19 protein-coding genes are annotated in these 25,601 nt (G+C 67.8%); 8 read left to right on the top strand and 11 right to left on the bottom strand.

From position 1 onward, the window contains the following. Positions 1–103 precede the first annotated feature (103 nt). From dgcB to glyA, 11 genes are all read right to left on the bottom strand, one after another. Positions 104–2,074, bottom strand: a complete 1,971-nt coding sequence (gene dgcB / locus LMJ29_RS06815; protein WP_229604754.1) for a dimethylglycine demethylation protein DgcB — start codon at positions 2,072–2,074, stop codon at positions 104–106. A 156-nt stretch (positions 2,075–2,230) separates the two neighbouring features. Beyond that, complete coding sequence (gene dgcA / locus LMJ29_RS06810) at positions 2,231–4,291, bottom strand: dimethylglycine demethylation protein DgcA (protein ID WP_229604753.1); 2,061 nt, start codon at positions 4,289–4,291, stop codon at positions 2,231–2,233. 103 nt (positions 4,292–4,394) lie between these two features. After that, a complete protein-coding gene (locus tag LMJ29_RS06805; RefSeq protein WP_229604752.1) occupies positions 4,395–4,925 on the bottom strand; it encodes a 4-vinyl reductase in 531 nt (176 codons plus the stop codon). Positions 4,926–5,079: 154 nt separating this feature from the next. After that, entirely contained in the window at positions 5,080–6,057 is a 978-nt protein-coding gene (locus LMJ29_RS06800) for a dipeptidase (RefSeq protein WP_229604751.1), read from the bottom strand. A gap of 339 nt (positions 6,058–6,396) precedes the next feature. Next, entirely contained in the window at positions 6,397–7,596 is a 1,200-nt protein-coding gene (gene fdhA / locus LMJ29_RS06795; protein WP_229604750.1) for a formaldehyde dehydrogenase, glutathione-independent, read from the bottom strand. Positions 7,597–8,076: 480 nt separating this feature from the next. Further along, a complete protein-coding gene (gene purU, locus LMJ29_RS06790; protein WP_229604749.1) occupies positions 8,077–8,934 on the bottom strand; it encodes a formyltetrahydrofolate deformylase in 858 nt (285 codons plus the stop codon). A gap of 127 nt (positions 8,935–9,061) precedes the next feature. Beyond that, complete coding sequence (locus LMJ29_RS06785) at positions 9,062–9,691, bottom strand: sarcosine oxidase subunit gamma (protein WP_229604748.1); 630 nt, start codon at positions 9,689–9,691, stop codon at positions 9,062–9,064. 82 nt (positions 9,692–9,773) lie between these two features. After that, positions 9,774–12,812 carry a sarcosine oxidase subunit alpha gene (locus LMJ29_RS06780; RefSeq protein WP_229604747.1) on the bottom strand — a complete coding sequence of 1,013 codons (3,039 nt, stop codon included), beginning with the start codon at positions 12,810–12,812 and terminating at the stop codon, positions 9,774–9,776. After that, the gene (locus LMJ29_RS06775) at positions 12,809–13,129 is read right to left on the bottom strand and encodes a sarcosine oxidase subunit delta (RefSeq protein WP_229604746.1); all 321 of its coding nucleotides are present in this window, start codon (positions 13,127–13,129) and stop codon (positions 12,809–12,811) included. The genes LMJ29_RS06780 and LMJ29_RS06775 overlap by 4 nt, the downstream gene beginning before the upstream one ends. A gap of 11 nt (positions 13,130–13,140) precedes the next feature. Beyond that, positions 13,141–14,391 carry a sarcosine oxidase subunit beta family protein gene (locus tag LMJ29_RS06770; RefSeq protein WP_229604745.1) on the bottom strand — a complete coding sequence of 417 codons (1,251 nt, stop codon included), beginning with the start codon at positions 14,389–14,391 and terminating at the stop codon, positions 13,141–13,143. A gap of 93 nt (positions 14,392–14,484) precedes the next feature. Then, positions 14,485–15,738 (bottom strand): serine hydroxymethyltransferase, encoded by a 1,254-nt coding sequence (gene glyA / locus LMJ29_RS06765; protein ID WP_229604744.1) that lies wholly within the window; start codon positions 15,736–15,738, stop codon positions 14,485–14,487. 725 nt (positions 15,739–16,463) lie between these two features. Here glyA and LMJ29_RS06760 point away from each other — a divergent pair. The 8 genes from LMJ29_RS06760 to pqqE all read left to right on the top strand — a co-directional run bounded on the left by LMJ29_RS06760 (position 16,464) and on the right by pqqE (position 25,596). Further along, the gene (locus tag LMJ29_RS06760; RefSeq protein WP_229604743.1) at positions 16,464–18,248 is read left to right on the top strand and encodes a PQQ-dependent methanol/ethanol family dehydrogenase; all 1,785 of its coding nucleotides are present in this window, start codon (positions 16,464–16,466) and stop codon (positions 18,246–18,248) included. Positions 18,249–18,418: 170 nt separating this feature from the next. Next, complete coding sequence (locus LMJ29_RS06755) at positions 18,419–20,116, top strand: methyl-accepting chemotaxis protein (RefSeq protein ID WP_377656456.1); 1,698 nt, start codon at positions 18,419–18,421, stop codon at positions 20,114–20,116. A 209-nt stretch (positions 20,117–20,325) separates the two neighbouring features. After that, positions 20,326–21,846, top strand: a complete 1,521-nt coding sequence (gene exaC, locus LMJ29_RS06750) for an acetaldehyde dehydrogenase ExaC (protein ID WP_229604741.1) — start codon at positions 20,326–20,328, stop codon at positions 21,844–21,846. A 379-nt stretch (positions 21,847–22,225) separates the two neighbouring features. Then, entirely contained in the window at positions 22,226–22,297 is a 72-nt protein-coding gene (gene pqqA, locus LMJ29_RS06745; protein ID WP_003253598.1) for a pyrroloquinoline quinone precursor peptide PqqA, read from the top strand. Between the two features lie 49 nt (positions 22,298–22,346). Next, entirely contained in the window at positions 22,347–23,258 is a 912-nt protein-coding gene (gene pqqB, locus LMJ29_RS06740; protein ID WP_229604740.1) for a pyrroloquinoline quinone biosynthesis protein PqqB, read from the top strand. Positions 23,259–23,442: 184 nt separating this feature from the next. Then, positions 23,443–24,195: a pyrroloquinoline-quinone synthase PqqC gene (gene pqqC / locus LMJ29_RS06735; protein ID WP_229604739.1), complete on the top strand. Its 753-nt coding sequence runs from the start codon at positions 23,443–23,445 to the stop codon at positions 24,193–24,195. Further along, positions 24,192–24,470 (top strand): pyrroloquinoline quinone biosynthesis peptide chaperone PqqD, encoded by a 279-nt coding sequence (gene pqqD / locus LMJ29_RS06730; RefSeq protein ID WP_229604738.1) that lies wholly within the window; start codon positions 24,192–24,194, stop codon positions 24,468–24,470. The genes pqqC and pqqD overlap by 4 nt, the downstream gene beginning before the upstream one ends. Next, a complete protein-coding gene (gene pqqE / locus LMJ29_RS06725) occupies positions 24,442–25,596 on the top strand; it encodes a pyrroloquinoline quinone biosynthesis protein PqqE (protein ID WP_229604737.1) in 1,155 nt (384 codons plus the stop codon). The genes pqqD and pqqE overlap by 29 nt, the downstream gene beginning before the upstream one ends. Positions 25,597–25,601 lie beyond the last annotated feature (5 nt).

The following is a 25,601-nucleotide window of genomic DNA, read 5'->3' as shown; positions in this document are numbered from 1 at the left end:
TCCGAACGGCTTGGGGTCGGCGCCGGCCGGCTGGCGAGCAGCGCCGGCGCCCTGGTTGCGTCCATCGCGAGCGGGCTCGCAGCGACGGGGGACAGGTGGTTCATCAGTTCACCTCCGCGGTTTCACGCCGCGCTGCCGACTTTTTTGCCTCGCTCGGCACCTCGATCAGCGCCTCGGCGACCAGTTCGGCGATGTCCTTGATCTCCGGACGCGGCGCGACCACGCCCTCGAGCATCGCCGTGCACTGCGGGCAGCCCACCGCCACCAGCTCTGCGCCGGTCTCGCGGATGTCGGCCATGCGCATGTCGGGGATCCGCTGCTTGCCGGGGATGTCGGTGATCGGCGCGCCGCCGCCACCGCCGCAGCAGCGCGAGCGGAAGCCGGAGCGTTCCATTTCCTTCACCTCCAGGCCGAGCGCCTTGAGCACCGCGCGCGGCGCCTGGTACTCGCCGTTGTAGCGGCCGAGGTAGCAGGGGTCGTGGTAGGTGATCGCCGCGCCCTGCTGGGCGAGAGCGTGCTGGCCGAGGGCGATGTTCTGGCCGGCCAGCAGGGTGGCGATGAAGGTGCTGTGGTGCAGGACTTCGTAGTTGCCGCCCAGCTCGCCGTACTCGTTCTTCAGCACGTGGAAGCTGTGCGGGTCGCAGCTGACGATGCGCTTGAACTTGTACTGGTTGAGCGTGGCGATGTTGCGCCTGGCCAGCTGCTGGAAGGTCGCCTCGTCGCCCAGACGACGGGCCACGTCGCCGCTGTCGCGCTCCTCGAGGCCGAGCACGGCGAAGTCCACCTTGGCGGCCTTGAGGATCTTCACGAAGGCGCGCAGGGTGCGCTGGTTGCGCATGTCGAAGGCGCCGTCGCCGACCCAGAACAGCACGTCGGTCTGCTTCTTGTCGCTCAAAAGCGGCAGGTCGAGGTCGGCGGCCCAGTTCAGGCGGCCGCCGGGCGCGAAGCCGCCGGGGTTGTCGGTGGCGATCAGGTTGTCGAGCACCTCGGCGCCCTTGTTCGGCGTGGCGCCGCGCTCCAGGGTCAGGTGGCGGCGCATGTCGACGATGGCGTCGACGTGCTCGATCATCATCGGGCACTCCTCCACGCAGGCGCGGCAGGTGGTGCACGACCACAGGGTCTCGGCGTCGACCAGGCCCTGGCCCTCGCGGGCGACGATGGGCAGGTGCGGGCCGCCGCTGTGCTCGCCGAGCGGCTTGCCCGGGTAGGGGCTGCCGGCGAACTTGGCGTCGTTGCCACCGGCCAGGCCAATGACCATGTCCTGGATCAGCTTCTTCGGGTTGAGCGGCTGGCCGGCGGCGAACGCCGGGCACATCGCCTCGCACTTGCCGCACTGCACGCAGGCGTCGAAGCCGAGCAGCTGGTTCCAGGTGAAGTCGGTGGGTTTCTCGACGCCCAGCGGGGCGGCCTCGTCGTCCAGATCGAGCGCCTTGAGGCCGGTCGAGCGGCCGCCGCCGAAGCGTTCGGCGCGGCGGTGCCAGGCCAGGTGCAGGGCGCCGGCGAAGGCGTGCTTCATCGGCCCGCCCCAGGTCATGCCGAGGAACAGCTCGGACACGCCCCAGGCCACGCCGAGGGCCAGCACGCCGCCGAGGATCCAGCTGCCCATGCCTTCGGGGAGGATGCCGGCGACCGGCAGGGTGGCGATGAAGAAGCTCGCCGAGAACATCAGCAGGCTCTTCGGCAGGCGCATCCACGGGCCCTTGGACAGGCGGCTCGGCGGATTGCGCCGGCGCTTGGCGACGAACAGCGCGCCGACGAACATCAGCACGGTGGCGGCCAGCAGGGCGAAGCCGAGGATGCGGTTGTGCAGGCCGAAGCCGTGCACGGCGATGGCCAGCACGGCGGACAGCACGAAGCCGCCGGCGGTGGCCACGTGGGTCTTGGACATGTACTTGTCGCGCTCGACCACGTGGTGCAGGTCGACCAGGTAGCGGCGCGGCATCTTCATGAGGCCGCCGAGCCACTCGACCTTGGCCGGGCGGCCGCGGCGCCACATCAGGAAGCGCTTCAGCGCGCCCAGCACGGCCAGTGCCAAGGCGGCGAAGAGCAGGATGGGGAGGAGGGTGTTCAACATGGATGGGTCTCCTTATGGGGACCGTGAGCGTCGACGTAGGGTGGGTTAGCCGAAGGCGTAACCCACCATCGATGCCGCCAGGCATCGCCTTGGCCGGCTCGGTGATCCGGTCGGTGGGTTACGCCGCGGCGCGGCTAACCCACCCTACGGGGGCCGTCAGAAGTCCTTGCACAGGCGCAGCGCGTCGTAGATCGCCGCGTGGGTGTTGCGCTGGGCCACGCAGTCGCCGATGCGGAACAGCAGGTAGCCGGCGGCCTTCTCGGCCAGGCACGGCTGCGGCTGGATGGCGAACAGCGCCTCGATGTCGATCTGCCCCTTGTTGCGCGAACCCTGCTTGAGCTCGTAGTAGAGGGTCTCGTCCGGACGCACGCCGTTCTCCACCACCACCTGGTCGACCACCCGCTCTTCCTTGGCGCCGGTGTATTCGTTCTCGAGCACCGCCACCAGCTTGTCGCCCTCGCGGTAGACCTTTTCCAGCATCATGTCGCCGGTCATGATCACTTCCTTGGGGTACATGCTGCGGTAGTAGGTCGGGAAGGTGGTGCCGCCCATCGCCACGCCCGGCTTGATGTCGTCGGTGACGATCTCCACCTTGCAGCCCTTGTCGGCGAGGAAGTCGGCCACCGACATGCCGGTGAACTCGCAGATGGTGTCGTAGACCAGCACGTTGCTGCCCGGCGCGACCACGCCATTGAGCACGTCCCAGCTGCTCACCACCAGGCCCTCGGCGGCGCCCCAGTGCTCGTTCTGCTCGACGAACGGCTTGCCGCCGTTGGCGAGGATGACGATGTCCGGCTTGAGGTCGAGGATGGTCGCGCTGTCGGCGGCGGTGCCCAGGCGCAGGTCGACGTTCAGGCGCGCCAGCTCCAGCTGGAACCAGCGGGTGATGCCGGCGATCTGGTCGCGCTGCGGCGCCTTGGCGGCGATGCTGATCTGCCCGCCGAGGGCGTCGTTCTTCTCGAACAGGGTGACGTCGTGGCCGCGCTCGGCGGAGACGCGCGCGGCCTCCATGCCGGCCGGGCCGCCGCCGACCACCACCACCTTGCGCTTGGGCCCGGTGGACTTCTCGATGATGTGCGGCACGCCCATGTACTCGCGGCTGGTCGCCGCGTTCTGGATGCACAGCACGTCCAGGCCCTGGTACTGGCGGTCGATGCAGTAGTTGGCGCCGACGCACTGCTTGATCTGGTCGACCTGGCCCATCTTGATCTTGGCGATCAGGTGCGGGTCGGCGATGTGCGCGCGGGTCATGCCGACCATGTCCACGTAGCCGCCCTCGAGGATGCGGGTGGCCTGGTTGGGGTCCTTGATGTTCTGCGCGTGCAGCACCGGCACGGTGACCACTTCCTTGATGCCCGCCGCCAGGTGCAGGAACGGCTCCGGCGGGTAGCTCATGTTGGGAATGACGTTGGCCAGGGTGTTGTGGGTGTCGCAACCCGAACCGACCACGCCGAAGAAGTCGAGCATGCCGGTGTCGTTGTAGTACTTGGCGATCTGCTTCATGTCCTCGTGGGACAGGCCGTCCGGGTGGAACTCGTCGCCGCAGATGCGCATGCCGACGCAGAAGTCGTCGCCGACTTCCTTGCGCACCGCCTTGAGCACCTCCAGGCCGAACTTCATGCGGCCCTCGAAGGTGCCGCCCCACTCGTCGGTACGCTTGTTGACGCGCGGGCTCCAGAACTGGTCGATCATGTGCTGGTGCACGGCGGACAGCTCGACGCCGTCCAGGCCGCCTTCCTTGGCGCGGCGTGCGGCCTGCGCGTAGTTGCCGATCACCCGCCAGATCTCCTCGACCTCGATGGTCTTGCAGGTGGCGCGGTGCACCGGCTCGCGGATGCCCGACGGCGACATCAGGGTCGGCCAGTGCTCGCCGTCCCAGCGCGAACGACGACCCATGTGGGTAATCTGGATCATGATCTTGGCGCCATGCTTGTGCATGGCGTCGGCGAGGTTCTGGAAGTGCGGGATGATCCGGTCGGTGGACAGGTTGACCGACTTCCACCAGCCCTGCGGGCTGTCGATGGCGACCACCGACGAACCACCGCAGATGGCCAGGCCGATGCCGCCCTTGGCCTTCTCCTCGTAGTACTTCACGTAGCGCTCGGTGGTCATGCCGCCGTCGGTGGCGTACACCTCGGCGTGCGCGGTGCTGAGCACGCGGTTACGGATGGTCAGCTTGCCGATCTGGATCGGCTGGAACATTGCTTCGAAGGCCATGGGGACATCCTCACGCAAGAGCGGTCTATGCGCTTCTTGTAGGAGCGGCGTCAGCCGCGATCCGGTTTATGAACAGCTCGCGGCGGCTGCCGCTCCTACGGGTTCAGAGTGGTTTGACGACGAACAGGCCGTGGTCGTGGCCTTCCTCGGAGGCGCCGTAGACCTGCTCGGCGACGGTGCGCAGGGTGCTGCCCTTGGCGGCGAGGATCTGGTCCATGGCGCCGGCGAACCAGCCGGTGAACATGTAGTCGACCTTGCGGCCGCACTTGCCGTAGACGTAGACGAAGGCGGAGTGGTCGAGGCGCACGGTGGCGGTGCCGGCGTCGATGTCGATCGCCTCGATCTTGAACAGGCCCCAGCCGCGCTGCGACAGGCGCTTCATGTAGTGCTCGAACACCTCGACGCCGACCAGGCCGTGGCATTCGGCTTCCTTCTCGCACCAGTGCCAGGCGGACTTGTAGCCGGCCTCGTAGAGGATCTCGGCGTAGCGCTCGGCGCCGATCACCGACTCGATGCCCATGTGGTTGTTGACGAAGAAGTGGCGCGGCACGTAGAGCATCGGCAGGGCGTCGGTGGTCCAGACGCCGGTTTCGTCGTCGACCAGGATGGGCATTTCGGGGGCGTGGGTGGTCATGTCTTCAGTCTCGAATTCGGTGGTTTGTTGATCGTTCCCACGCTCTGCGTGGGAACGTCTCGCTGGACGCTCTGCGTCCGCTTCTGTGACGCGGAGCGTCACGGGCTGTATTCCCACGCGGAGCGTGGGAACGATCGAACGGGTCAGGGTTGGCTCACTCGCCCCACACCTCGCCCAGGACGCGCACCCAGTTCTCGCCCATGACCTTGCGCACGGTGCGCTCGGGCATGCCGCGCTTGAGCAGGGTCTCGGTGAGGTTGGGGAATTCGCCGACGGTGCGGATGCCCAGCGGGTTGACGATCTTGCCGAAGCTGGTCAGGCGGCGGGCGTAGCCCTTGTCGTGGGTCAGGTACTCGAAGAATTCCTGGCCGTGACCCTGGGTGAAGTCGGTGCCGATGCCGATGGCGTCCTCGCCGACGATGTTCATCACGTACTCGATGGCTTCGGCGTAGTCGTCGATGGTCGAGTCGATGCCCTTGGCCAGGAACGGGGCGAACATGGTCACGCCGACGAAGCCGCCGTGGTCGGCGATGAACTTCAGTTCCGCGTCGGACTTGTTGCGCGGATGTTCCTTGAGGCCCGAGGGCAGGATGTGGGAGTAGCAGACCGGCTTCTTGGACTCGAGGATGACTTCCTCGGAGGTCTTGGAACCGACGTGGGACAGGTCGCACATGATGCCGACGCGGTTCATCTCGGCGACGATCTCGCGACCGAAGCCGGACAGGCCGCCGTCGCGCTCGTAGCAGCCGGTGCCGACCAGGTTCTGGGTGTTGTAGCACATCTGCACGATGCCAACGCCGAGCTGCTTGAACACCTCGACGTAGCCCAGCTGGTCCTCGAAGGCGTGGGCGTTCTGGAAGCCGAACAGGATGCCGGTCTTGCCCTGCTCCTTGGCGCGGCGGATGTCGGCGGTGGTGCGCACCTGCAGCACCAGGTCGCTGGATTCGCGGATCAGCTGCTGGCTGGCGACGATGTTGTTCACCGTGGCCTGGAAGCCTTCCCACACCGACACGGTGCAGTTGGCGGCGGTCAGGCCGCCCTTGCGCATATCCTCGAACAGTTCGCGGTTCCACTTGGCGATGATCAGACCGTCGATGACGATGCTGTCGGCGTGCAATTCGGCTGGGCTCATCAGGCTGTCCCCTTGTCTGGCGGTACCTTGCGGCGGCGTCGGTGCCGGCGCTTTGAAAGGAGCATATGCCGGGCGTCCGGGGCGCCCCGGTGCAAAAACGACCGGGGGATTGCCGAAAGCGTCAGGGGCGGTCGCGGTGGGACAAGCCAGCGTGGAGGCGCGCTTTGCCGGGCTCGCCGCGCCGCTGGCGGCGCCTGCGAACGCGCGGCTGGCGGGTCGCTGCTGGCCGTGCCAAGGGGGGCGCGGTGCGCACGGGCATAAAAAAAGGGAGCCCGGAGGCTCCCTCGTAAAAGGCGTCGCGCATGCGGGCGACGCCTGCCGTGACTGTACCTGCGCCGATCAGGCGGCGCTGAAGGTGCGGTGCGGATCGATGACGAATTTCTTCGGCACGCCGGCGTCGAACTCGCCGTAGCCCTTGGGCGCCTCGTCGAGGCCGATCACTTGCACGCCGACGATGTCGGCGATGTTCAGGCGGTCCCACATGATCGCCTGCATGAGCGCGCGGTTGTACTTCATCACCGGGGTCTGGCCGGTGTGGAAGCTGTGCGACTTGGCCCAGCCGAGGCCAAAGCGGATGCTCAGGCTGCCGATCTTCGCTGCGGCGTCCACCGCGCCCGGGTCCTCGGTGACGTACAGGCCGGGGATGCCGATCTTGCCGGCCACGCGGGTGACCTGCATCAGCGAGTTAAGCACGGTGGCCGGGGCCTCGTGCTGCACGCCCTGGTGGCCGTGGCCGCGGGCCTCGAAGCCGACGCAGTCGATCGCGCAGTCGACTTCCGGCTCGCCGAGCAGGTCGGCGATCTGTTCGTGCAGCGGGGTGTCCTTGGACAGGTCGGCGATCTCGAAGCCCTGGGCCTTGGCGTGGGCCAGGCGCACCGGGTTAACGTCGCCGACGATCACCACCGCGGCGCCGAGCAGGCGGGCGGAAGCCGCCGCGGCCAGGCCGACCGGGCCGGCGCCGGCGACGTAGACGGTGCTGCCCGGGCCGACGCCGGCGGTGACGGCGCCGTGGTAGCCGGTGGGCAGGATGTCGGACAGGCAGGTCAGATCGCGGATCTTCTCCATCGCCTTGTCGCGCTCGGGCAGCTTGAGCAGGTTGAAGTCGGCGTAGGGCACCAGCACGTATTCGGCCTGGCCACCGGTCCAGTCGCCCATGTCGACGTAGCCGTAGGCGCCGCCGGCGCGCGCCGGGTTGACGGTCAGGCAGACGCCGGTATGGGTTTCCTTGCAGCTGCGGCAGCGGCCGCAGGCGACGTTGAACGGCACCGAGACCAGGTCGCCGATCTTCAGGTGCTCGACGTCGCGGCCCTTCTCGATCACCTCGCCGGTGATCTCGTGGCCGAGCACCAGGCCGACCTGTGCGGTGGTGCGCCCGCGCACCATGTGCTGGTCGGAGCCGCAGATGTTGGTGGAAACCACGCGCAGGATGACGCCGTGCTCGATCTTCTTGCCGCGCGGGTCCTGCATTTTCGGATAGGGGATGTTCTGCACCTCGACCTTGCCGGCGCCGAGATAAACCACACCACGATTGTCGGACATCATCAGTTCTCCGTTTGTTGTTGTGGAAACAAGGCGGGGCCAAATGCCGCGCGGCTTGTAGCTGGAGCTGGTGTCGGTGGCCGCAGGCAGCGGCGCTGTGTCGGCAGCTTAGCGGCGGGGGGCGGTGGGGCTGTGGTACGTAAGCGACCCGGGGATTGCTCAAAACGTCAGGGCGGGTCGCTGGTCGGTATCCGCTGAAAACGACCGGCTGGCGAGCTTCGCCAGGCACGTAGGGTGGACAACGGCGCAGCCTTGTCCGCCACCACCACTCCGCGGTCGCGGTGGACAATCGCTTTGCGAGTTGTCCACCCTGCGTTTCCGTGTGCAGGGGCGCACTCATGCGCCCGGCGTGGCCGCGGCAACGCGTAGGGTGGACAACGGCGCAGCCTTGTCCACCACTACTCTGCGGTCGCGGTGGACAATCGCTTCGCGAGTTGTCCACCCTACATTCGCTCCTGCAGCCCGCCCCGGGAGCGGGCGTTACAGCACCACGCTGCGGTTGCCGTTCAAGAACACCCGGCGTTCCAGGAAGTAGCCGACCGCGCGGGCCAGGGTCAGGCATTCGATGTCGCGGCCCTTGGCGACCAGGTCCTCGGGGTAGTGGGCGTGGTCCACCGGCTCGACGCCCTGGGCGATGATCGGCCCTTCGTCGAGGTCGTTGTTGATGAAGTGGGCGGTGGCGCCGACCAGCTTGACCCCCTTTTCCCAGGCCTGGTGGTAGGGCTTGGCGCCCTTGAAGCCGGGCAGCAGCGAGTGGTGGATGTTGATCGCCCGGCCTTCCAGGCGCTGGCACAGCTCGGCGGACAGCACCTGCATGTAGCGGGCGAGGATCACCAGCTCGGCGCCGCTGTCCTCGACCACCTGCAGCACGCGCGCCTCCTGGGCGGGCTTGTCGTTCGGATCGAGCGGGAAGTGGTGGTAGGGGATGCCGTGCCAGCGCGCCAGCGGCTCGAGGTCGGGATGGTTGGAGACCACCGCGGCGACGTCCATCGGCAGCTGACCGATGCGCTGGCGGTAGAGCAGGTCGTGCAGGCAGTGGTCGGCCTTGGAGACCATGATCACCACCTTGGGCCGGTAGCCCGGGGCGACCAGTTCGGTCTGCATGGCGAAGGGCGCGACGCGTTGCGCCAGCCCGGCGCGGAAGTCCGCCTCGGTGAAGCCGTCCGGGGCGCGGAACTCGACGCGGATGAAGAAGCGGTTGTCCTCGCGGTCGTCGAAGCTGTGGTGCTCGGTGACGTAGCAGCCCTGCTCGAACAAAAAGCGCGTGACCACGTCCACGGTGCCGAGCAGGCTCGGACAGTGGGCGGTGAGGATCCAGGTGTCGGGGGTGCGGCTCATGGCGGACTCCGCTGGCGCGTGGCGAGAGAGGCTCCGCGCGGGGCGCGGGGCCCGAGGGGGTTGGGGGGCGCGGCGCCGGCCACGGTGACGGACGCCGTTGTCCGCCCCATGGCCGGCGCGCGCCGGCTCAGGCCTCGATGGCCAGGCCGTACTCGGCGCAGGCGTCCTGCAGCCACAGCCAGATGTAGTCGGCGAAGCTGCGGCGCACCAGCAGTTCCCAAGTGTTCTCGGCGGTGTGGCGGATCACCAGTTGCGACTTGGCGAACACGGTGCCGACCGCCTTGCCGACCGGGAAGTTGTCGGGGTGCACGTCGTAGCTGGTCGACTTCATCAGCATGTCGCGAACCTTGTCGCCCTTCAGTTCGAGGATGGTCTGCCCGCCGCTGACGTTGACCACCTGGATGTGCTGGCCGGCCAGCGCTTCGCGCAGGCGCAGCTCGGTGGCGTACTCCTCGCCGCGCGGCACGATCAGCAGCCACTCGTCGGGGCCCATCCACTGCAGCGAGGTTTCGCCCTTGGCGACCAGGCCGAGGGCCACCGGCAGTTCCAGGCCCAGGGCCTGGTGCACGCCGCCGCAGAAGGCCGGGTCCTTGGCGTCGCCGCGCAGGGTCAGGTGGCCGAGCAGCTTGCGCTCGCGCAGGCGCACGCCGGCGTTGGGGCGGCCCTTGCCGATCAGCTGCTCGAAGCCGGCGTGGTGCAGCGGCGACTGGCCGGCGATGTCGGCGGGGCGTTGGTTGTAGACGTTGATCGCAGTCATGGTTCACCTGCCTGGCGCCCGCGGGCGCCGTAAGAATCCTGTTCGCAAGACCGGCCCCCGCACGCGGGGGCCGGTGTACTCATCAGATGTTCTGGCGATCGCCCTTGGGATCGTAGAACACCGAGCTGACGATCTCCGCCTCGATCAGCCGGCCGTCGCGGCAGGGCGCGTAGACCTTCTGGCCGAGCTTCGACAGGCCGCCCTTGACCAGCGCCAGGGCGACGCTGTGGCCCAGGCTCGCGCTCTGGTAGCTGGAGGTCACGTGACCGGCCATCTGCATCGGCTTGGGCTGCTTGGGATCGAACACCAGCTGGGTGCCTTCCGGCAGCACCTGGTTCGGGTCCACGGTGCGCAGGCCGACCAGCTGCTTGCGGCCCTCGCGACGGGCGTCCTCGCGGTTCATGCCGCGCCAGCCGATCCACGAGAACGGCTTCGTGCGGCCGACGCACCAGCCCATGTTGAGGTCGTCCGGGGTCACCGTGGAGTCGGTTTCCTGGCCGACGATGATGAAGCCCTTCTCGGCGCGCAGCACGTGCATGGTCTCGGTGCCGTACGGGGTCAGGTTGTACTTCTTGCCTGCCTCGGCCAGCTTCTCCAGCACACCCATGGCGTAGTCGGCCTGGATGTTGACCTCGTAGGACAGCTCGCCGGTGAAGGAGATGCGGAACACCCGCGCCGGCACGCCGGCGACCTTGCCTTCCTGCCAGGTCATGAACGGGAAGCGGTCCTTGTCCAGGTCGATGTCGGTGACCTCGGCCAGCAGCTTGCGGCTGTTGGGGCCGGACAGGGTCAGGGTCGCCCAGTGGTCGGTGACCGAGGTGAAGTACACCTTCAGCTCCGGCCATTCGGTCTGGTGATACAGCTCCAGCCACTGCAGCACGCGGGCGGCGCCGCCGGTGGTGGTGGTCATCAGGAAGTGGTTGTCGGCCAGACAGGCGGTCACGCCGTCGTCGAAGACCATGCCGTCTTCCTTGCACATCAGGCCGTAGCGGGCCTTGCCCACGTCGAGCTTGGTCCAGGCGTTGGTGTACACGCGGTTGAGGAACTCGCGGGCATCCGGGCCCTGGATGTCGATCTTGCCGAGGGTCGAGGCGTCGAGCAGGCCGACGCTGCTGCGCACCGCCAGGCACTCGCGGGCCACGGCGCTGTGCAGGTCCTCGCCCGGCTTGGGGAAGTACCACGGGCGCTTCCACTGGCCGACGTCCTCGAACAGTGCGCCGTTCTTCACGTGCCAGGCGTGCAGGGCGGTGAAGCGCTTGGCGTCGAACAGCGGACCGCAGTTGCGACCGGCGATGGCGCCGAAGCTGACCGGGGTGTAGTTGGGGCGGAACATCGTGGTGCCCATCTGCGGGATGCTGATCCCCAGCGAGCGGGCGGCGATGGCCAGGCCGTTGATGTTGCCGAGCTTGCCCTGGTCGGTGCCGAAGCCCAGCGCGGTGTAGCGCTTGACGTGCTCGACCGACTCGAAGCCCTCGCGGGTGGCCAGCTCGATGCCGGCGGCGGTGACGTCGTTCTGCAGGTCGACGAACTGCTTGGGCGCGCGGGCGGTCGGCTTGTCGTGCGGCACGTGGAACAGCGCGAGGGTGGCTTCCTCGCGGCGCTCCTCGGCGCGCGGCAGCTTGCCGTTGACGGCCTTGAAGCCGGCGTCGGTGGCGGCCTTGCTGCCGGCGCTGTAGCCGTCGGCGATCACCGTGCCGAGGGCGAACACGCCGTTGACCGCGCCGGCGCAGACGCGCGCCTGCAGGCCGAGGCCGTCGCCGGGCACGAAGGCGAGGATGTCCTCGCGCCAGGTCGGCTTGCCGCCGAGGTGCGAGGCCAGGTGGACGACCGGGCTGTAGCCGCCGGAGCTGGCTACCAGGTCGCACTCCAGCCACTCGCCCGGGCTGGTGACGCGATGGGAACGGGTGTCGATGGCGGCGATGCGGGCGGCCTTGACGCGCTTGCTGCCGCGTACTTCGACCACCGAGCTACCGGTGAGGATGCGCACGCCGCGGCTACGCGCTTCTTCGACCCAGGCGCCGCGCGGGTTGCTGCGCGCGTCGGCGACGGCGACAACCTGCAGGCCGGCGTCCAGCCAGTCGAGCACGGTGCGGTAGGCGTAGTCGTTGTTGGTGGCCAGCACCAGCTGCTTGCCGGGGGCCACGCCGTAGCGGCGCACGTAGGTGGACACCGCGCCGGCCAGCATGTTGCCGGGCACGTCGTTGTTGGCGAATACCAGCGGACGCTCGTGGGCGCCGACGGCGAGGACCACGCGCTTGGCGCGCACCCGGTGCAGGCGCTGGCGCACCGGCTTGTGGGCGAAGGCGCCGAGCGGCGCGGTTTCGCCGAGGTGGTCGGTGCAGCGCTCGTGGATGGTCAGGAAGTTGTGGTCGTGGTAGCCGTTGACGGTGGCGCGCGGCAGCAGGAGCACTTCCGGGAAGGTCTTCAGCTCGGCGAGCACCTGCTCGATCCATTCGGCGGCGGGCTTGCCGTTCAAGGTCTCGCGGGTGTCGAGCAGGCTGCCACCGAACTCTTCCTGCTCGTCGGCGAGGATCACCCGGGCGCCGCTACGGGCGGCGGCCAGGGCGGCGGCCAGACCCGCCGGGCCTGCGCCGATCACCAGCACGTCGCAGTGGCGGTTGATCAGGTCGTAGCTGTCCGGGTCGTTCTCGGTCGGCGCGCGGCCGAGGCCGGCGGCCTTGCGGATGTACTTCTCGTAGGTCGGCCACATCGACTGCGGGAACATGAAGGTCTTGTAGTAGAAGCCGGGCGGCATCATCTGGCCGCCGACCTTGCCCACCAGGCCCATCAGGTCGGTGTCGACGTTCGGCCAGCCGTTGGTGCTGCTGGCCACCAGGCCGTCGTACAGCGCCTGCTGGGTGGCGCGCACGTTGGGCACCTGGGTGGCTTCGCGCGAGCCGAGCTGGATGACGGCGTTGGGCTCCTCGGCACCGGCGGCGACGATGCCGCGCGGACGCGAGTACTTGAAGCTGCGGCCGACCACGTCGACGCCGTTGGCCAGCAGGGCGGCGGCCAGGGTGTCGCCGGCGAAGCCCTGGTAGCGCTGGCCGTTGAAGGTGAAGGTGAGCGGCTGGCTGCGGTCGACGCGGCCGCCACGGGACAAGCGATTGACCTGGCTCATGCCGATACTCCTTGGGCGGCGGACTTCTTGCCGGCTGCCTCGGTGAAGGCGGGTTGTTCGCCGATCTTGTAGGTCTCGAGAATTTCGTAGCTCACCGTGTGACGGGTGGCGTTGAAGTACTTGCGGCAGCCGGAGGCGTGCAGCCACAGCTCGTGGCGCAGGCCGCGGGGGCTGTCGCGGAAGAACAGGTACTCGCCCCACTCCTCGTCGGAGCAGGCCTCGGGATTCAGCGGGCGGGCGATGTGCGCCTGGCCGGCGGGGCTGAATTCCTCCTCGGAGCGCAGTTCGCCACAGTGGGGACAGAAGATGTTCAGCATGGCGGGTCTCCTTAGTGGGCGACGGCGGCGGCGCCGTGTTCGTCGATCAGCGCGCCGGTGTGGAAGCGCTCGAGGTTGAACGGCCGGGCCAGCGGGTGCGGCTCGCCGCGCGCCAGGGTGGCGGCGAACACGTTGCCCGAGCCCGGGGTGGCCTTGAAGCCGCCGGTGCCCCAGCCGCAGTTGATGAACAGATTGGGCACCGGGGTCTTGCCGATGATCGGGCAGGCGTCCGGGGTGGTGTCGACGATGCCGCCCCACTGGCGGTTCATGCGGACCCGCGAGAGCACCGGGAACATCTCGACGATGGCCTGGATGGTGTGCTCGATCACCGGGTAGGAGCCGCGCTGGCCGTAGCCGACCCAGCCGTCGATGCCGGCGCCGATCACCAGGTCGCCCTTGTCGGACTGGCTGATGTAGCCGTGCACGGCGTTGGACATGATCACGCTGTGGATGATCGGCTTGATCGGCTCGGACACCAGCGCCTGCAGCGGGTGGGATTCCAGCGGCAGGCGGAAGCCGGCCTTGGCCGCCAGCGGGCTGGTGTTGCCGGCGACCACCATGCCGACGCGCTTGGCGCCGATGAAGCCGCGGGTGGTTTCGACGCCGATCACCGCGCCGTTCTGCTTGCGGAAGCCGGTGACTTCGGTCTGCTGGATCAGGTCGACGCCCAGGGCGTCGGCGGCGCGGGCGTAGCCCCAGGCCACGGCGTCGTGGCGGGCGTTGCCGGCGCGGCGCTGCACCGATGCGCCGAGGATCGGGAAGCGGGTGTTCTTGCTGCAGTCGAGGAAGGGGATCTCGTCGGCCACCTGGTTGCGGTCGAGCAGCTCGTTGGGAATGCCGTTGAGCAGGTTGGCGCTCACCAGGCGTTCGGCGTCACGCAGGTCCTGCAGGGTGTGGCACAGGTGGTAGCAGCCGCGCTGGGAGAACATCACGTTGTAGTTGAGGTCCTGGGACAGGCCTTCCCACAGCTTCAGCGAGTGTTCGTAGAGTTGCGACGACTCGTCCCACAGGTAGTTGGAACGCACGATGGTGGTGTTGCGCGCGGTGTTGCCGCCGCCCAGCCAGCCCTTCTCGATCACCGCGACGTTGGTGATGCCGTGCTCCTTGGCCAGATAGTAGGCCGTGGCCAGACCGTGGCCGCCACCGCCGATGATGATCACATCGTAGACCGGCTTGGGCGTCGGGTTGCGCCACATGCGCTGCCAGTTCTCGTGATGGCTCAGGGATTGCTTGAACAGGCCGAAGCCGGAATAACGTTGCATCTGGAGGCTCCTGATACGTTGCACCTCTCCAGCGGGAGAGGATCGGGCCGGGTGGGCGTTACTGCCCGCCCGGCCGCGCATGGGGCGGTTGGCTCAGCGGTACACAGGGTAGTCCGCGCACAGGCCGGCCACCTGGCGCGCCACCTGGGCCTCGACGTCGGCGTCGCCGAGGTGGTCGAGGACGTCGCAGATCCACATGGCCAGTTCGGCGCTCTGGGTTTCCTTGAGGCCGCGGGTAGTGATCGCCGGGGTGCCGATGCGGATGCCCGAGGTCACGAACGGCGACTGCGGATCGTTCGGCACCGCGTTCTTGTTGACGGTGATGCCGGTGCGGCCGAGGGCGGCGTCGGCGTCCTTGCCGGTCAACCCTTGCTTGATCAGGCTGACCAGGAACAGGTGGTTGTCGGTGCCGCCGGAAACCACGTCGTAGCCACGGTCGATGAACACCTTGGCCATGGTCTGCGCGTTCTTGATCACTTGTGCCTGGTAGTCCTTGAAGCCCGGCTCCAGCGCTTCCTTGAAGCACACCGCCTTGGCGGCGATCACGTGCATCAGCGGGCCGCCCTGGGCGCCGGGGAATACCGCGGCGTTGAGCTTCTTCTCGATCTCCTCGTTGCTCTTGGCCAGGATCAGGCCGCCGCGCGGGCCGCGCAGGGTCTTGTGGGTGGTGGTGGTGACCACGTCGGCGAAGGGGATCGGGTTGGGGTACAGGCCGGCGGCGACCAGGCCGGCGACGTGGGCCATGTCGACGAACAGGTAGGCGCCCACCTTGTCGGCGATCTCGCGGAAGCGCGGGAAGTCGAGGGTCTTGGAGTAGGCGGAGAAGCCGGCGACGATCATCTTCGGCTTGTGCTCGAGGGCCAGACGCTCGACCTCGTCGTAGTCGATCAGGCCGGTGGCCGGGTTCAGGCCGTACTGCACGGCGTTGTACAGCTTGCCGGAGGACGACACCTTGGCGCCGTGGGTCAGGTGGCCGCCGTGGGCCAGGCTCATGCCCAGGATGGTGTCGCCGGCCTGCAGCAGGGCCAGGTAGACCGCGGCGTTGGCCTGCGAGCCGGAGTGCGGCTGGACGTTGGCGTAGTCGGCGCCGAACAGCTCCTTGGCGCGGGCGATGGCCAGCGCCTCGACCTTGTCGACGTGCTCGCAGCCGCCGTAGTAGCGCTTGCCCGGATAGCCTTCGGCGTACTTGTTGGTCAGGCCGCTGCCCTGGGCCTGCATGACGCGCTTGCTGGTGTAGTTTTCCGAGGCGATCAGTTCGATGTGGTGCTCCTGGCGCGCTTCTTCGGCGTCGATCGCCGCCATCAGTTCGTCGTCGTAGCCCTGAATCTGGTCTTGTTTGCTGAACATCTCTGATCTCCCTGCGACACCTTGCGGTCGTCTGTTGGATTAGGGCTGCCCAGGCCCGGTCTGATCGGGGCGTGCCTCCCGCACCCCGTCGTCCTGTCCGGTGCGTGTCGCCACGAATCCAGGAGGGCGACGGGATGCCGGCGACCGCCGGCTGGAAAGCGTGTTGGATCGATTGTGCGAAATAGGCCGACAGCCCATTTGCCTATTTGCGACGTGAAAATGCTCAAACTGACCTGTCCCCTCGGGCGCCGGCGGCCGGGCGGCGCGGGACGACAGCGGACGGCCGCGGATGTCGCGTGGCGCTGCGCGCTGCGGCGTCATCGACGGCACTGGGGCTGGCGCGGAGGGGTATAAGGTCGGCGCACCGGAGGCGACCCGGTTCCCCGGAAACGACGGCAATAGAAGTGGCCCGTAGCCTGCCGGCAGTCCTCGCCGGACGGTGTTCCTCTCCAGAGGCTGCGGCCGGCCGCTCGCTCACCCGCCGCGTGGCGAATGCCGGGGGAACCCGCTTCACTACTCAGGGCAGGGCGAGATCGCGAAGGGACGGGGGCGTCTGGATGGCGGCCATACCCCCGTCGCACGGGCCTCGCGGGGCGGTATTGCTACCAAGGAAGCATGTCTTTGCTCCCCGCGTTCAATTGTTGCGCTATCCCCTGCGGCGAAGAATTCGCTACAGACCGGGAAAAACTCCCGGCGATAACAATGAACCCGCAGAGGTAGCCGCAATGAAGCACTCCGGTCTCACCAATTCCTTTGCCCGGACCGCCCTGAGCCTTGCGCTGGCGCTGTCCGGCATGTCTGCCTGGGCAGTCACCGACGACGACATCGCCAAGGACGCCCAGACCCCCGGCGACGTGGTGACCAACGGTATCGGTACCCAAGGCCAGCGCTACAGCACCCTGGACAAGCTCAACGCCGACAACGTCACCCAGCTGCGCCCGGTGTGGGCCTTCTCCTTCGGTGGCGAGAAGCAGCGCGGCCAGCAGGCCCAGCCGATGGTCAAGGATGGCGTGATGTACATGACCGCCTCCTACTCGCGCGTGTTCGCGGTCGACGCCAAGACCGGCAAGGAACTGTGGCAGTACGACGCCCGTCTGCCCGACGGCATCATGCCCTGCTGTGACGTGATCAACCGCGGTGTCGCCCTGTACGGCGACCTGGTGATCTTCGGCACCCTCGACGCCAAACTGGTCGCCCTGAACAAGGACACCGGCAAGGTGGTGTGGAAGAAGACCGTGGCCGACTACAAGGCCGGCTACTCGATTACCGCGGCTCCGCTGGTGGTCAATGGCAAGCTGATCACCGGCGTGTCCGGTGGCGAATTCGGCGTGGTCGGCAAGATCGAAGCCTACAACCCCACCAACGGCGAACTGCTGTGGACCCGCCCGACCGTCGAAGGTCACATGGGCTTCGTCTACAAGGACGGCAAGCCGGTCGAGAACGGCCTGACCGGCGCGGGCCAGGGCAAGACCTGGCCGGGCGACCTGTGGAAGACCGGTGGCGCGGCCCCGTGGCTGGGCGGCTACTACGACCCGGAAACCAACCAGCTGCTGTTCGGTACCGGCAACCCGTCGCCGTGGAACTCGCACCTGCGCCCGGGCGACAACCTGTACTCCTCCTCGCGTCTGGCGCTGAACCCGGACGACGGCACCATCAAGTGGCACTTCCAGACCACCCCGCACGACGGCTGGGACTTCGACGGCGTCAACGAGCTGGTGTCGTTCAACTACCAGGAAGGCGGCAAGACCGTGAAGGCCGCGGCCACCGCCGACCGTAACGGCTTCTTCTACGTGCTCGACCGCACCAACGGCAAGTTCATCCGCGGCTTCCCGTTCGTCGACAAGATCACCTGGGCCAAGGGCCTGGATAAGGAAGGTCGTCCGCTCTACAACGAGGAAAACCGTCCGGGCAAGCCGAGCGAAGCCGGTGCGCAGGGCAAGAGCGTGTTCGTCGCGCCGTCGTTCCTGGGTGGCAAGAACTGGATGCCGATGGCCTACAGCCAGGACACCGGGCTGTTCTACGTGCCGTCCAACGAGTGGGGCATGGACATCTGGAACGAAGGCACCGCCTACAAGAAGGGCGCCGCCTACCTGGGTGCCGGCTTCACCATCCATCCGCTCAACGACGACTACATCGGTGTGCTGCGCGCCATCGATCCGAAGACCGGCAAGGAAGTCTGGCGCTACAAGAACTACGCACCGCTGTGGGGCGGCGTGCTGGCCACCAAGGGTAACCTGGTATTCACCGGCAACCCGGAAGGCTTCCTGATGGGCTTCGACGCCAAGACCGGCAAGAAACTCTACGAGTTCAACACCGGCTCGGGCGTGATCGGCTCGCCGATCACCTGGGAGATGGACGGCGAGCAGTACGTCTCCGTGCTCTCCGGCTGGGGTGGCGCCGTACCGCTGTGGGGCGGCGAAGTGGCCAAGCGCATCAAGGACTTCAACCAGGGCGGCATGGTGTGGACCTTCAAGCTGCCGAAGGAGGCCGCGGCGGTCGCCAATCGCTGATCCGTCATTGCTGACGCACGAGGCCGGCTTATTGCCGGCCTCGTCGTTTTCGTCTGGCGGGTGGCTCAAGGCCGCTGGCGGGCGGCCGATATACCAGTGATGGCCCACGTGCAGGGCGACTGTCTCCGGCAGAGGAGGGGGCGGCGTCACTGCCTTTTCGAACAAGAACAATGCCGGAGCGCCGGCGGCAGCCACGGATGGCCGGTGGCCTCTTCTCCGTGATGCCTGCGGTGGTCCGCTTCCCGCGAGGAGCCCCCATGTCATCCATCCTTTCCCGCACGGTTGTCGAGCGCCTGGCCTTGGGCGTCGGCGCGGCGCTGCTGCTGCTGGCCCAGGCGCAGGCCTGGCTGCCGCTCTGGCTGTGTCTGGCCCTGCTGCTCGCTCTGCCCTGGCTGGCGCTGGCCTGGCGGCGTCGGTGGGGCGGCCGACGGGAGGCGACGACCGTCGATGTCGGCAAGCTGGCCCGTGGCCTGTCCTATTCCGTCAGCCACAATGCGCTGTCGGCGGCCGGTGTCGCTTATTCGGTGCAGCACCTGGCGGCGCGGGTCGAGTCGCAGGTCGGAGCCGCGGCGCGCATCGTCGGCAGCGCCGAGGTGATGATCGCCACCGAGGCGCAGACTTCGGCGCTCAGCAAGCAAGCGGTGGAAGCCGCCGTCGAGGCGCGGCAGAGCAGCGAGGCCGGCCGCCGCGTGCTGGTCGACACCATCGGGCGGATGCAGCAGCTGCGCCAGCAGGCCGGCGCCAGCCGCGTGCTGATCGAGGAACTGAACCGGCGCAGCGCGGAGATCCAGAGGGTTACCGGGGTGATCCAGGAGATCGCCAGCCAGACCAACCTGCTGGCGCTCAACGCGGCGATCGAGGCGGCCCGCGCCGGCGAGCATGGCCGCGGTTTCGCCGTGGTGGCCGGCGAGGTGCGCAGCCTGGCCGGACGCACCGCCGCGGCGACCGCCGAGGTGGGCACGATGATCGGCGAAATCCAGCGCCAGACCAGCGAGGTAGTCGAGCAGATCCGCAGCCTGCCCGCCGAGCTGGTCGCCGGAGTGGCCGAGGTGGAGCGCGCCGGCCAGCACCTGGACAGCATCGCCGCGCTGTCGGTGGGCGTCGAGCGGCAGATCAGCGAGATCGCCGCCGGCTCGGACGACAACCGCCGACAGCTCGGCAGCCTGTTCGAGGCGGTGGAACAGATGCGCAGCGACCTGGCGGTGAGCGACGAGCAGACCCGCCGTCTGGAGGACGAGGCGATGAAACTCGAGGAGCTGACCGAGACCATCAGCGAGCAACTTGCCGAGGTGGCCCTCGACGACTACCACCAGCGCGTCTACGACCTGGCCCGCGAAGGGGCGCAGGCGATCACCCGGCAGTTCGAGGCGGCCATCAAGGGCGGGCGGATCGGCCTCGACGACCTGTTCGATCGCCATTACCAGCCGATCCCCGCTACCCATCCGCAGAAATTCAGCAGCCGCTTCGACCGTTTCACCGACGAGGTGCTGCCGGCCATCCAGGAGCCGCTGCTCGAGCGTCACGAGGGGGTGGTGTTCGCCATCGCCTGTACGCCGGACGGCTATGTGCCGACCCACAACCTGGCCTTCAGTCAGCCGCTCACCGGCGACGCCCAGGTCGACATGGCCCACAGCCGCAGCAAGCGCATCTTCACCGATCGTACCGGCATCCGCTGCGGCAGCCACCGGCAGGCGCTGCTGATGCAGACCTACACCCGCGACACTGGCGAGCTGATGCACGACCTCTCGGTGCCGATCTTCATCCACGGTCGCCACTGGGGCGGCCTGCGCCTGGGCTACCTGCCGGAGGTCGCGCAGCCGCCGGTCTCGGCGTCGACCGCCGGGGCGCCGGTGCCCGCTGCGGCCTGAGGCCCGAAGACCGAGGCGCCGGCAGCGGGCAGGCGCCTTGCGCTTTGCCCGGTCCCGTGCAAACTTTCCTGCGGCCGTTACTACCAAATAACGAGCTTCTGCCTTCCATCGGCGCATACCGACACCGTGCATGGACTGCCACCATCAACTCACAGTCCGCACAAACCAGAACCAGTCCGGACAGCGACAATAAAAGAGAGGCCATCAGCATGATCTACGCACAACCGGGTACCGAAGGCGCCATCGTTTCCTTCAAGCCGCGCTATGCCAACTACATCGGCGGCGAGTTCGTCGCGCCGGTCAAGGGCCAGTACTTCACCAACACCACGCCGGTCACCGGCGAGGTGATCGCCGAATTCCCCCGCTCCACCGCCGAAGACATCGAGCTGGCGCTGGACGCCGCCCACGCCGCCGCCGACGGCTGGGCCCGCACCTCCGTGCAGGACCGTGCGCTGATCCTCTTGAAGATCGCCGACCGCATCGAGCAGAACCTCGAAGTGCTCGCCGTCGCCGAGACCTGGGACAACGGCAAGGCCGTGCGCGAGACCCTCAACGCCGACGTACCGCTGGCCGCCGACCACTTCCGCTACTTCGCCGGCTGCATCCGCGCCCAGGAAGGCGCCGCCGCCGAGATCAACGACACCACCGCCGCCTACCACTTCCACGAGCCGCTGGGCGTGGTCGGCCAGATCATTCCGTGGAACTTCCCGCTGCTGATGGCCGCCTGGAAGCTGGCCCCGGCCCTGGCCGCCGGCAACTGCATCGTGCTGAAACCCGCCGAGCAGACCCCGCTGTCGATCATGGTGCTGATCGAGCTGATCGGCGACCTGCTGCCGGCCGGCGTGCTCAACATCGTCCAGGGCTTCGGCCGCGAAGCCGGCCAGGCGCTGGCCACCAGCACCCGCATCGCCAAGATCGCCTTCACCGGCTCCACCCCGGTCGGCTCGCACATCATGCGCTGCGCCGCCGAGAACATCATTCCGAGCACCGTCGAGCTGGGCGGCAAGTCGCCGAACATCTTCTTCGAAGACATCATGCGCGCCGAGCCGGAGTTCATCGAGAAGGCCGCCGAAGGCCTGGTGCTGGCCTTCTTCAACCAGGGCGAGGTGTGCACCTGCCCGTCGCGCGCGCTGATCCAGGAGTCGATCTACGAAGACTTCATGGCCGTGGTGATGAAGAAGATCGGCCAGATCAAGCGCGGTAACCCGCTGGACACCACCACCATGGTGGGCGCCCAGGCCTCCGACCAGCAGTTCGAGAAGATCCTCTCCTACTTCGAGGTGGCCCGCACCGAGGGTGCGCAGATCCTCACCGGCGGTGCCGCCGAGAAGCTCGAGGGCAGCCTGGCCAGCGGCTACTACATCCAGCCGACCCTGATCAAGGGCACCAACGACATGCGCGTGTTCCAGGAGGAGATCTTCGGCCCGGTGGTCGGCGTGACCACCTTCAAGGACGAGGCCGAGGCGCTGGCGATCGCCAACGACACCGAGTTCGGCCTGGGCGCCGGCGTGTGGACCCGCGACATCAACCGTGCCTACCGCATGGGTCGCGGCATCAAGGCCGGTCGCGTGTGGACCAACTGCTACCACCTGTACCCGGCGCACGCCGCATTCGGTGGCTACAAGAAATCCGGCGTGGGCCGCGAGACCCACAAGATGATGCTCGACCACTACCAGCAGACCAAGAACCTGCTGGTCAGCTACGACATCAACCCGCTGGGCTTCTTCTAAGGGGCTGTCCCCTTTCGGGCGCGACCGGCTCTGAGCGTGGTCCGGTCGCTCCCGCCTTTTCTCCCCGTGTCACTCCTCGCCGGCGCACTGGAAACGGTGCGCCGGTTTTTTGTGACTTGTCGACGCCCCGCCGGGCAGGGGGGCTCCGGAAGATACCCGTGGCGCACGGCGCCCCCCCTGTCGAAACGCGGCCCTGGGCCGCGTTTTTTTATGCGCGTCTTTGGCCGGGGCGGCCCGCGGCCATACTCCCGGACGACGCCGGTCGAGGGCTACCAACGACAGCCGGGCCTCCTTCCAAAGTACCATTTGGCCGCTCCGATTTAGGGCGCATAACTGTCTTGCCGGAATTCACCGGTTTCGACAACAAGAGGACTGCGCCATGTGGACCAAGCCCGCCTTCACCGATCTGCGTATTGGCTTCGAAGTAACCATGTATTTCGCCAATCGTTGATCCAACATAGCCCCGGCCTGTCCGGGGCTTCCCGCCCGGGGACTCCCCCATGTACATCCGTATTCTCGGTTCCGCCGCCGGTGGCGGCTTTCCCCAGTGGAACTGCAACTGCCGCAACTGCCGCGGCCTGCGCGAAGGTACCCTGAGTGTCACCCCGCGCACCCAGTCGTCCATCGCCCTGTCCGACGACGGGGTCAACTGGATCATCTGCAACGCCTCGCCCGACATCCGCGCGCAGATCGAGGCCTTCCCGGCCCTGCAGCCCGCCCGCGCGGTGCGCGACACGGCGATCAGCGCGCTGATCCTGCTCGACAGCCAGATCGACCACACCACCGGCCTGCTCACCCTGCGCGAGGGCTGCCCGCACGAGGTGTGGTGCAGCGAGATGGTCCACCAGGACCTGACCACCGGCTTCCCGCTGTTCAACATGCTCAGCCACTGGAACGGCGGCCTGAACTGGAAACGCATCGAGCTGGATCGCAGCTTCGTGGTCGACGCCTGCCCGGCGCTGCGTTTCACCCCGATTCCGCTGCGCAGCGCGGCACCGCCCTACTCGCCGCACCGCAACGATCCGCACCCCGGTGACAACCTGGGCCTCTTGGTCGAGGACAGCCGCACCGGCGGGCGCCTGTTCTACGCGCCCGGCCTCGGCCAGGTGAGCGACGAGCTGCTGGAGTGGATGGGCCGCGCCGACTGCCTGCTGGTCGACGGCACGCTGTGGCGCGACGACGAGATGATCCATGCCGGCTGCGGCACCAAGCTCGGCAGCGAGATGGGTCACCTGCCGCAGAGCGGCGAGGGCGGCATGCTCGAGCTGCTCGAGCGTCTGCCGCGTCAGCGCAAGGTGCTCATCCACATCAACAACACCAACCCGATCCTCGACGAGGACTCGCTCGAGCGCGGCGAACTCAACGCGCGTGGGGTCGAGGTCGCCTGGGACGGCATGAGCATCGAGTTGTAAACCCGATCGTCGGGTGGGTTGGCCGCGTGGCGGCGCAACCCGCCAGAGATGCCCTCAGGCATCGCGATTGCCGGCCTTGCGGCCGGGTGGTGGGTTAGGGCCTGCGGCCTGACCCGCCCTGCGCAAGGTGCCAGATCCCAGAACAACAACGCGCCGCATCGACTGCGGCCACCGAGGAGCCACGATGACCCAGACTGCCATGAGCCCCGCCGAGTTCGAGCAGGCGCTGCGCGCCAAGGGTGCCTACTACCACATCCACCACCCCTTCCACGTCGCCATGTACGAAGGCCGCGCGACCCGCGAGCAGATCCAGGGCTGGGTGGCCAACCGCTTCTACTACCAGGTGTGCATCCCGGTGAAGGATGCGGCGATCATGGCCAACTGCCCGGACCGCGAGACCCGCCGGCTGTGGATCCAGCGCATCATCGACCACGACGGTGCCCCGGGCGAGGAGGGTGGCATCGAGGCCTGGCTGCGTCTGGCCGAGGCGGTGGGGCTCAAGCGCGAGCAGTTGTTGTCCCAGGAACTGGTATTGCCCGGTGTGCGCTTCGCGGTGGATGCCTACGTCAACTTCGCGCGCCGCGCGTCCTGGCAGGAAGCGGCCAGCAGCTCGCTGACCGAGCTGTTCGCGCCGACCATTCACCAGTCGCGCCTGGACAGCTGGCCGGCGCACTACCCGTGGATCGAGGCCGGCGGCTACGACTACTTCCGCAAGCGCCTGAAGGAAGCCCGCCGCGACGTCGAGCACGGCCTACGCATCACCCTCGACCACTACACCACCGTCGAAGCCCAGCAGCGCATGCTGGAGATCCTGCAGTTCAAGCTCGACGTGCTGTGGAGCATGCTCGACGCCATGAGCATGGCCTACGAGCTGAACCGTCCGCCCTATCACACCGTCACCGCCGAGCGCGTCTGGCACAAGGGGATCGCGCTGTGAGTGGTTTGAACACCGAACTGGTGCCGGTGCTGCGCCGTGGCTTCCGCTTCCAGTGGGAGCCGGCGCAGGGCTGTCACGTATTGCTCTATCCCGAGGGTATGATCAAGCTCAACGACAGCGCCGGGGCGATCCTCGCCGAGGTCGACGGACAACGCAGCATCGGCGCGATCGTCGCCGATCTGAGCGCGCGCTTCCCGGACGTTCAGGGCATCGCCGAAGACATCATGGTTTTCCTGGAGGTGGCGCGTGAACGATTCTGGATCGAGTTTCGCTAAGCCGGGACACATTCCCGGCCCGCCGTTGTGGCTGCTGGCCGAGCTGACCTACCGCTGCCCGCTGCAGTGCCCGTACTGCTCCAACCCGCTGGATTTCGCCAAGCAGAGCGAGGAACTCACCACCGCGCAGTGGATCGAGGTGTTCCGTCAGGCCCGCGAGCTGGGCGCCGCCCAGCTCGGCTTCTCCGGCGGCGAGCCGCTGGTGCGCCAGGACCTCACCGAGCTGATCCGCGCCGCGCGCGAGCTGGGCTACTACACCAATCTGATCACCTCGGGGATCGGCCTCTCCGAGGAGCGCATCGCCGAGTTCGCCGAGGCCGGTCTGGACCACATCCAGATCAGCTTCCAGGCCGCCGACGAGGAGGTGAACAACCTGCTCGCCGGCTCCAGCAAGGCCTTCGCGCAGAAGCTGGCGATGGCCCGCGCGGTGAAGAAGCACGGCTACCCGATGGTGCTCAACTTCGTCACCCACCGGCACAACATCGACAACATCGAGCGGATCATCGAGCTGTGCATCGAGCTGGAGGCCGACTTCGTCGAGCTGGCCACCTGCCAGTTCTACGGCTGGGCCGAGCTCAATCGCGCAGGGCTGCTGCCGACCAAGGCGCAGCTGGAGCGCGCCGAGCGCATCACCAACGAGTGGCGCGCCAAGCTGGCCGCGCAGGGTCACCCCTGCAAGCTGATCTTCGTCACCCCCGACTACTACGAGGAGCGCCCCAAGGCCTGCATGAACGGCTGGGGCAGCCTGTTCCTCGACATCACCCCGGACGGCACCGCGTTGCCCTGCCACAGCGCCAAGATGCTGCCGGTGCAGTTCCCCAAGGTCACCGAGCACAGCCTCAAGCACATCTGGTACGACTCCTTCGGCTTCAACCGCTACCGCGGCGACGACTGGATGCCCGAGCCGTGCCGCTCCTGCGACGAGAAGGACCGCGACTTCGGGGGCTGCCGCTGCCAGGCGTTCATGCTCACCGGCGACGCCGATAACGCCGACCCGGTGTGCGGCAAGTCGCAGCACCACGGCCTGATCCTCGACGCCCGGCGCCAGGCCGAGGAGGCGCCCAAGGGGCTGGACGAGCTGACCCACCGCAACGTGCATGCCTCGCAGCTGATCTGCAAGAGCTGAGGGGC

The sequence above is a fragment of the Pseudomonas oryzagri genome (assembly GCF_020831405.1).
GTDB classification, from domain to species: Bacteria; Pseudomonadota; Gammaproteobacteria; order Pseudomonadales; family Pseudomonadaceae; genus Geopseudomonas; species Geopseudomonas oryzagri.
This window is presented reverse-complemented; position numbering and strand designations above follow the sequence as displayed.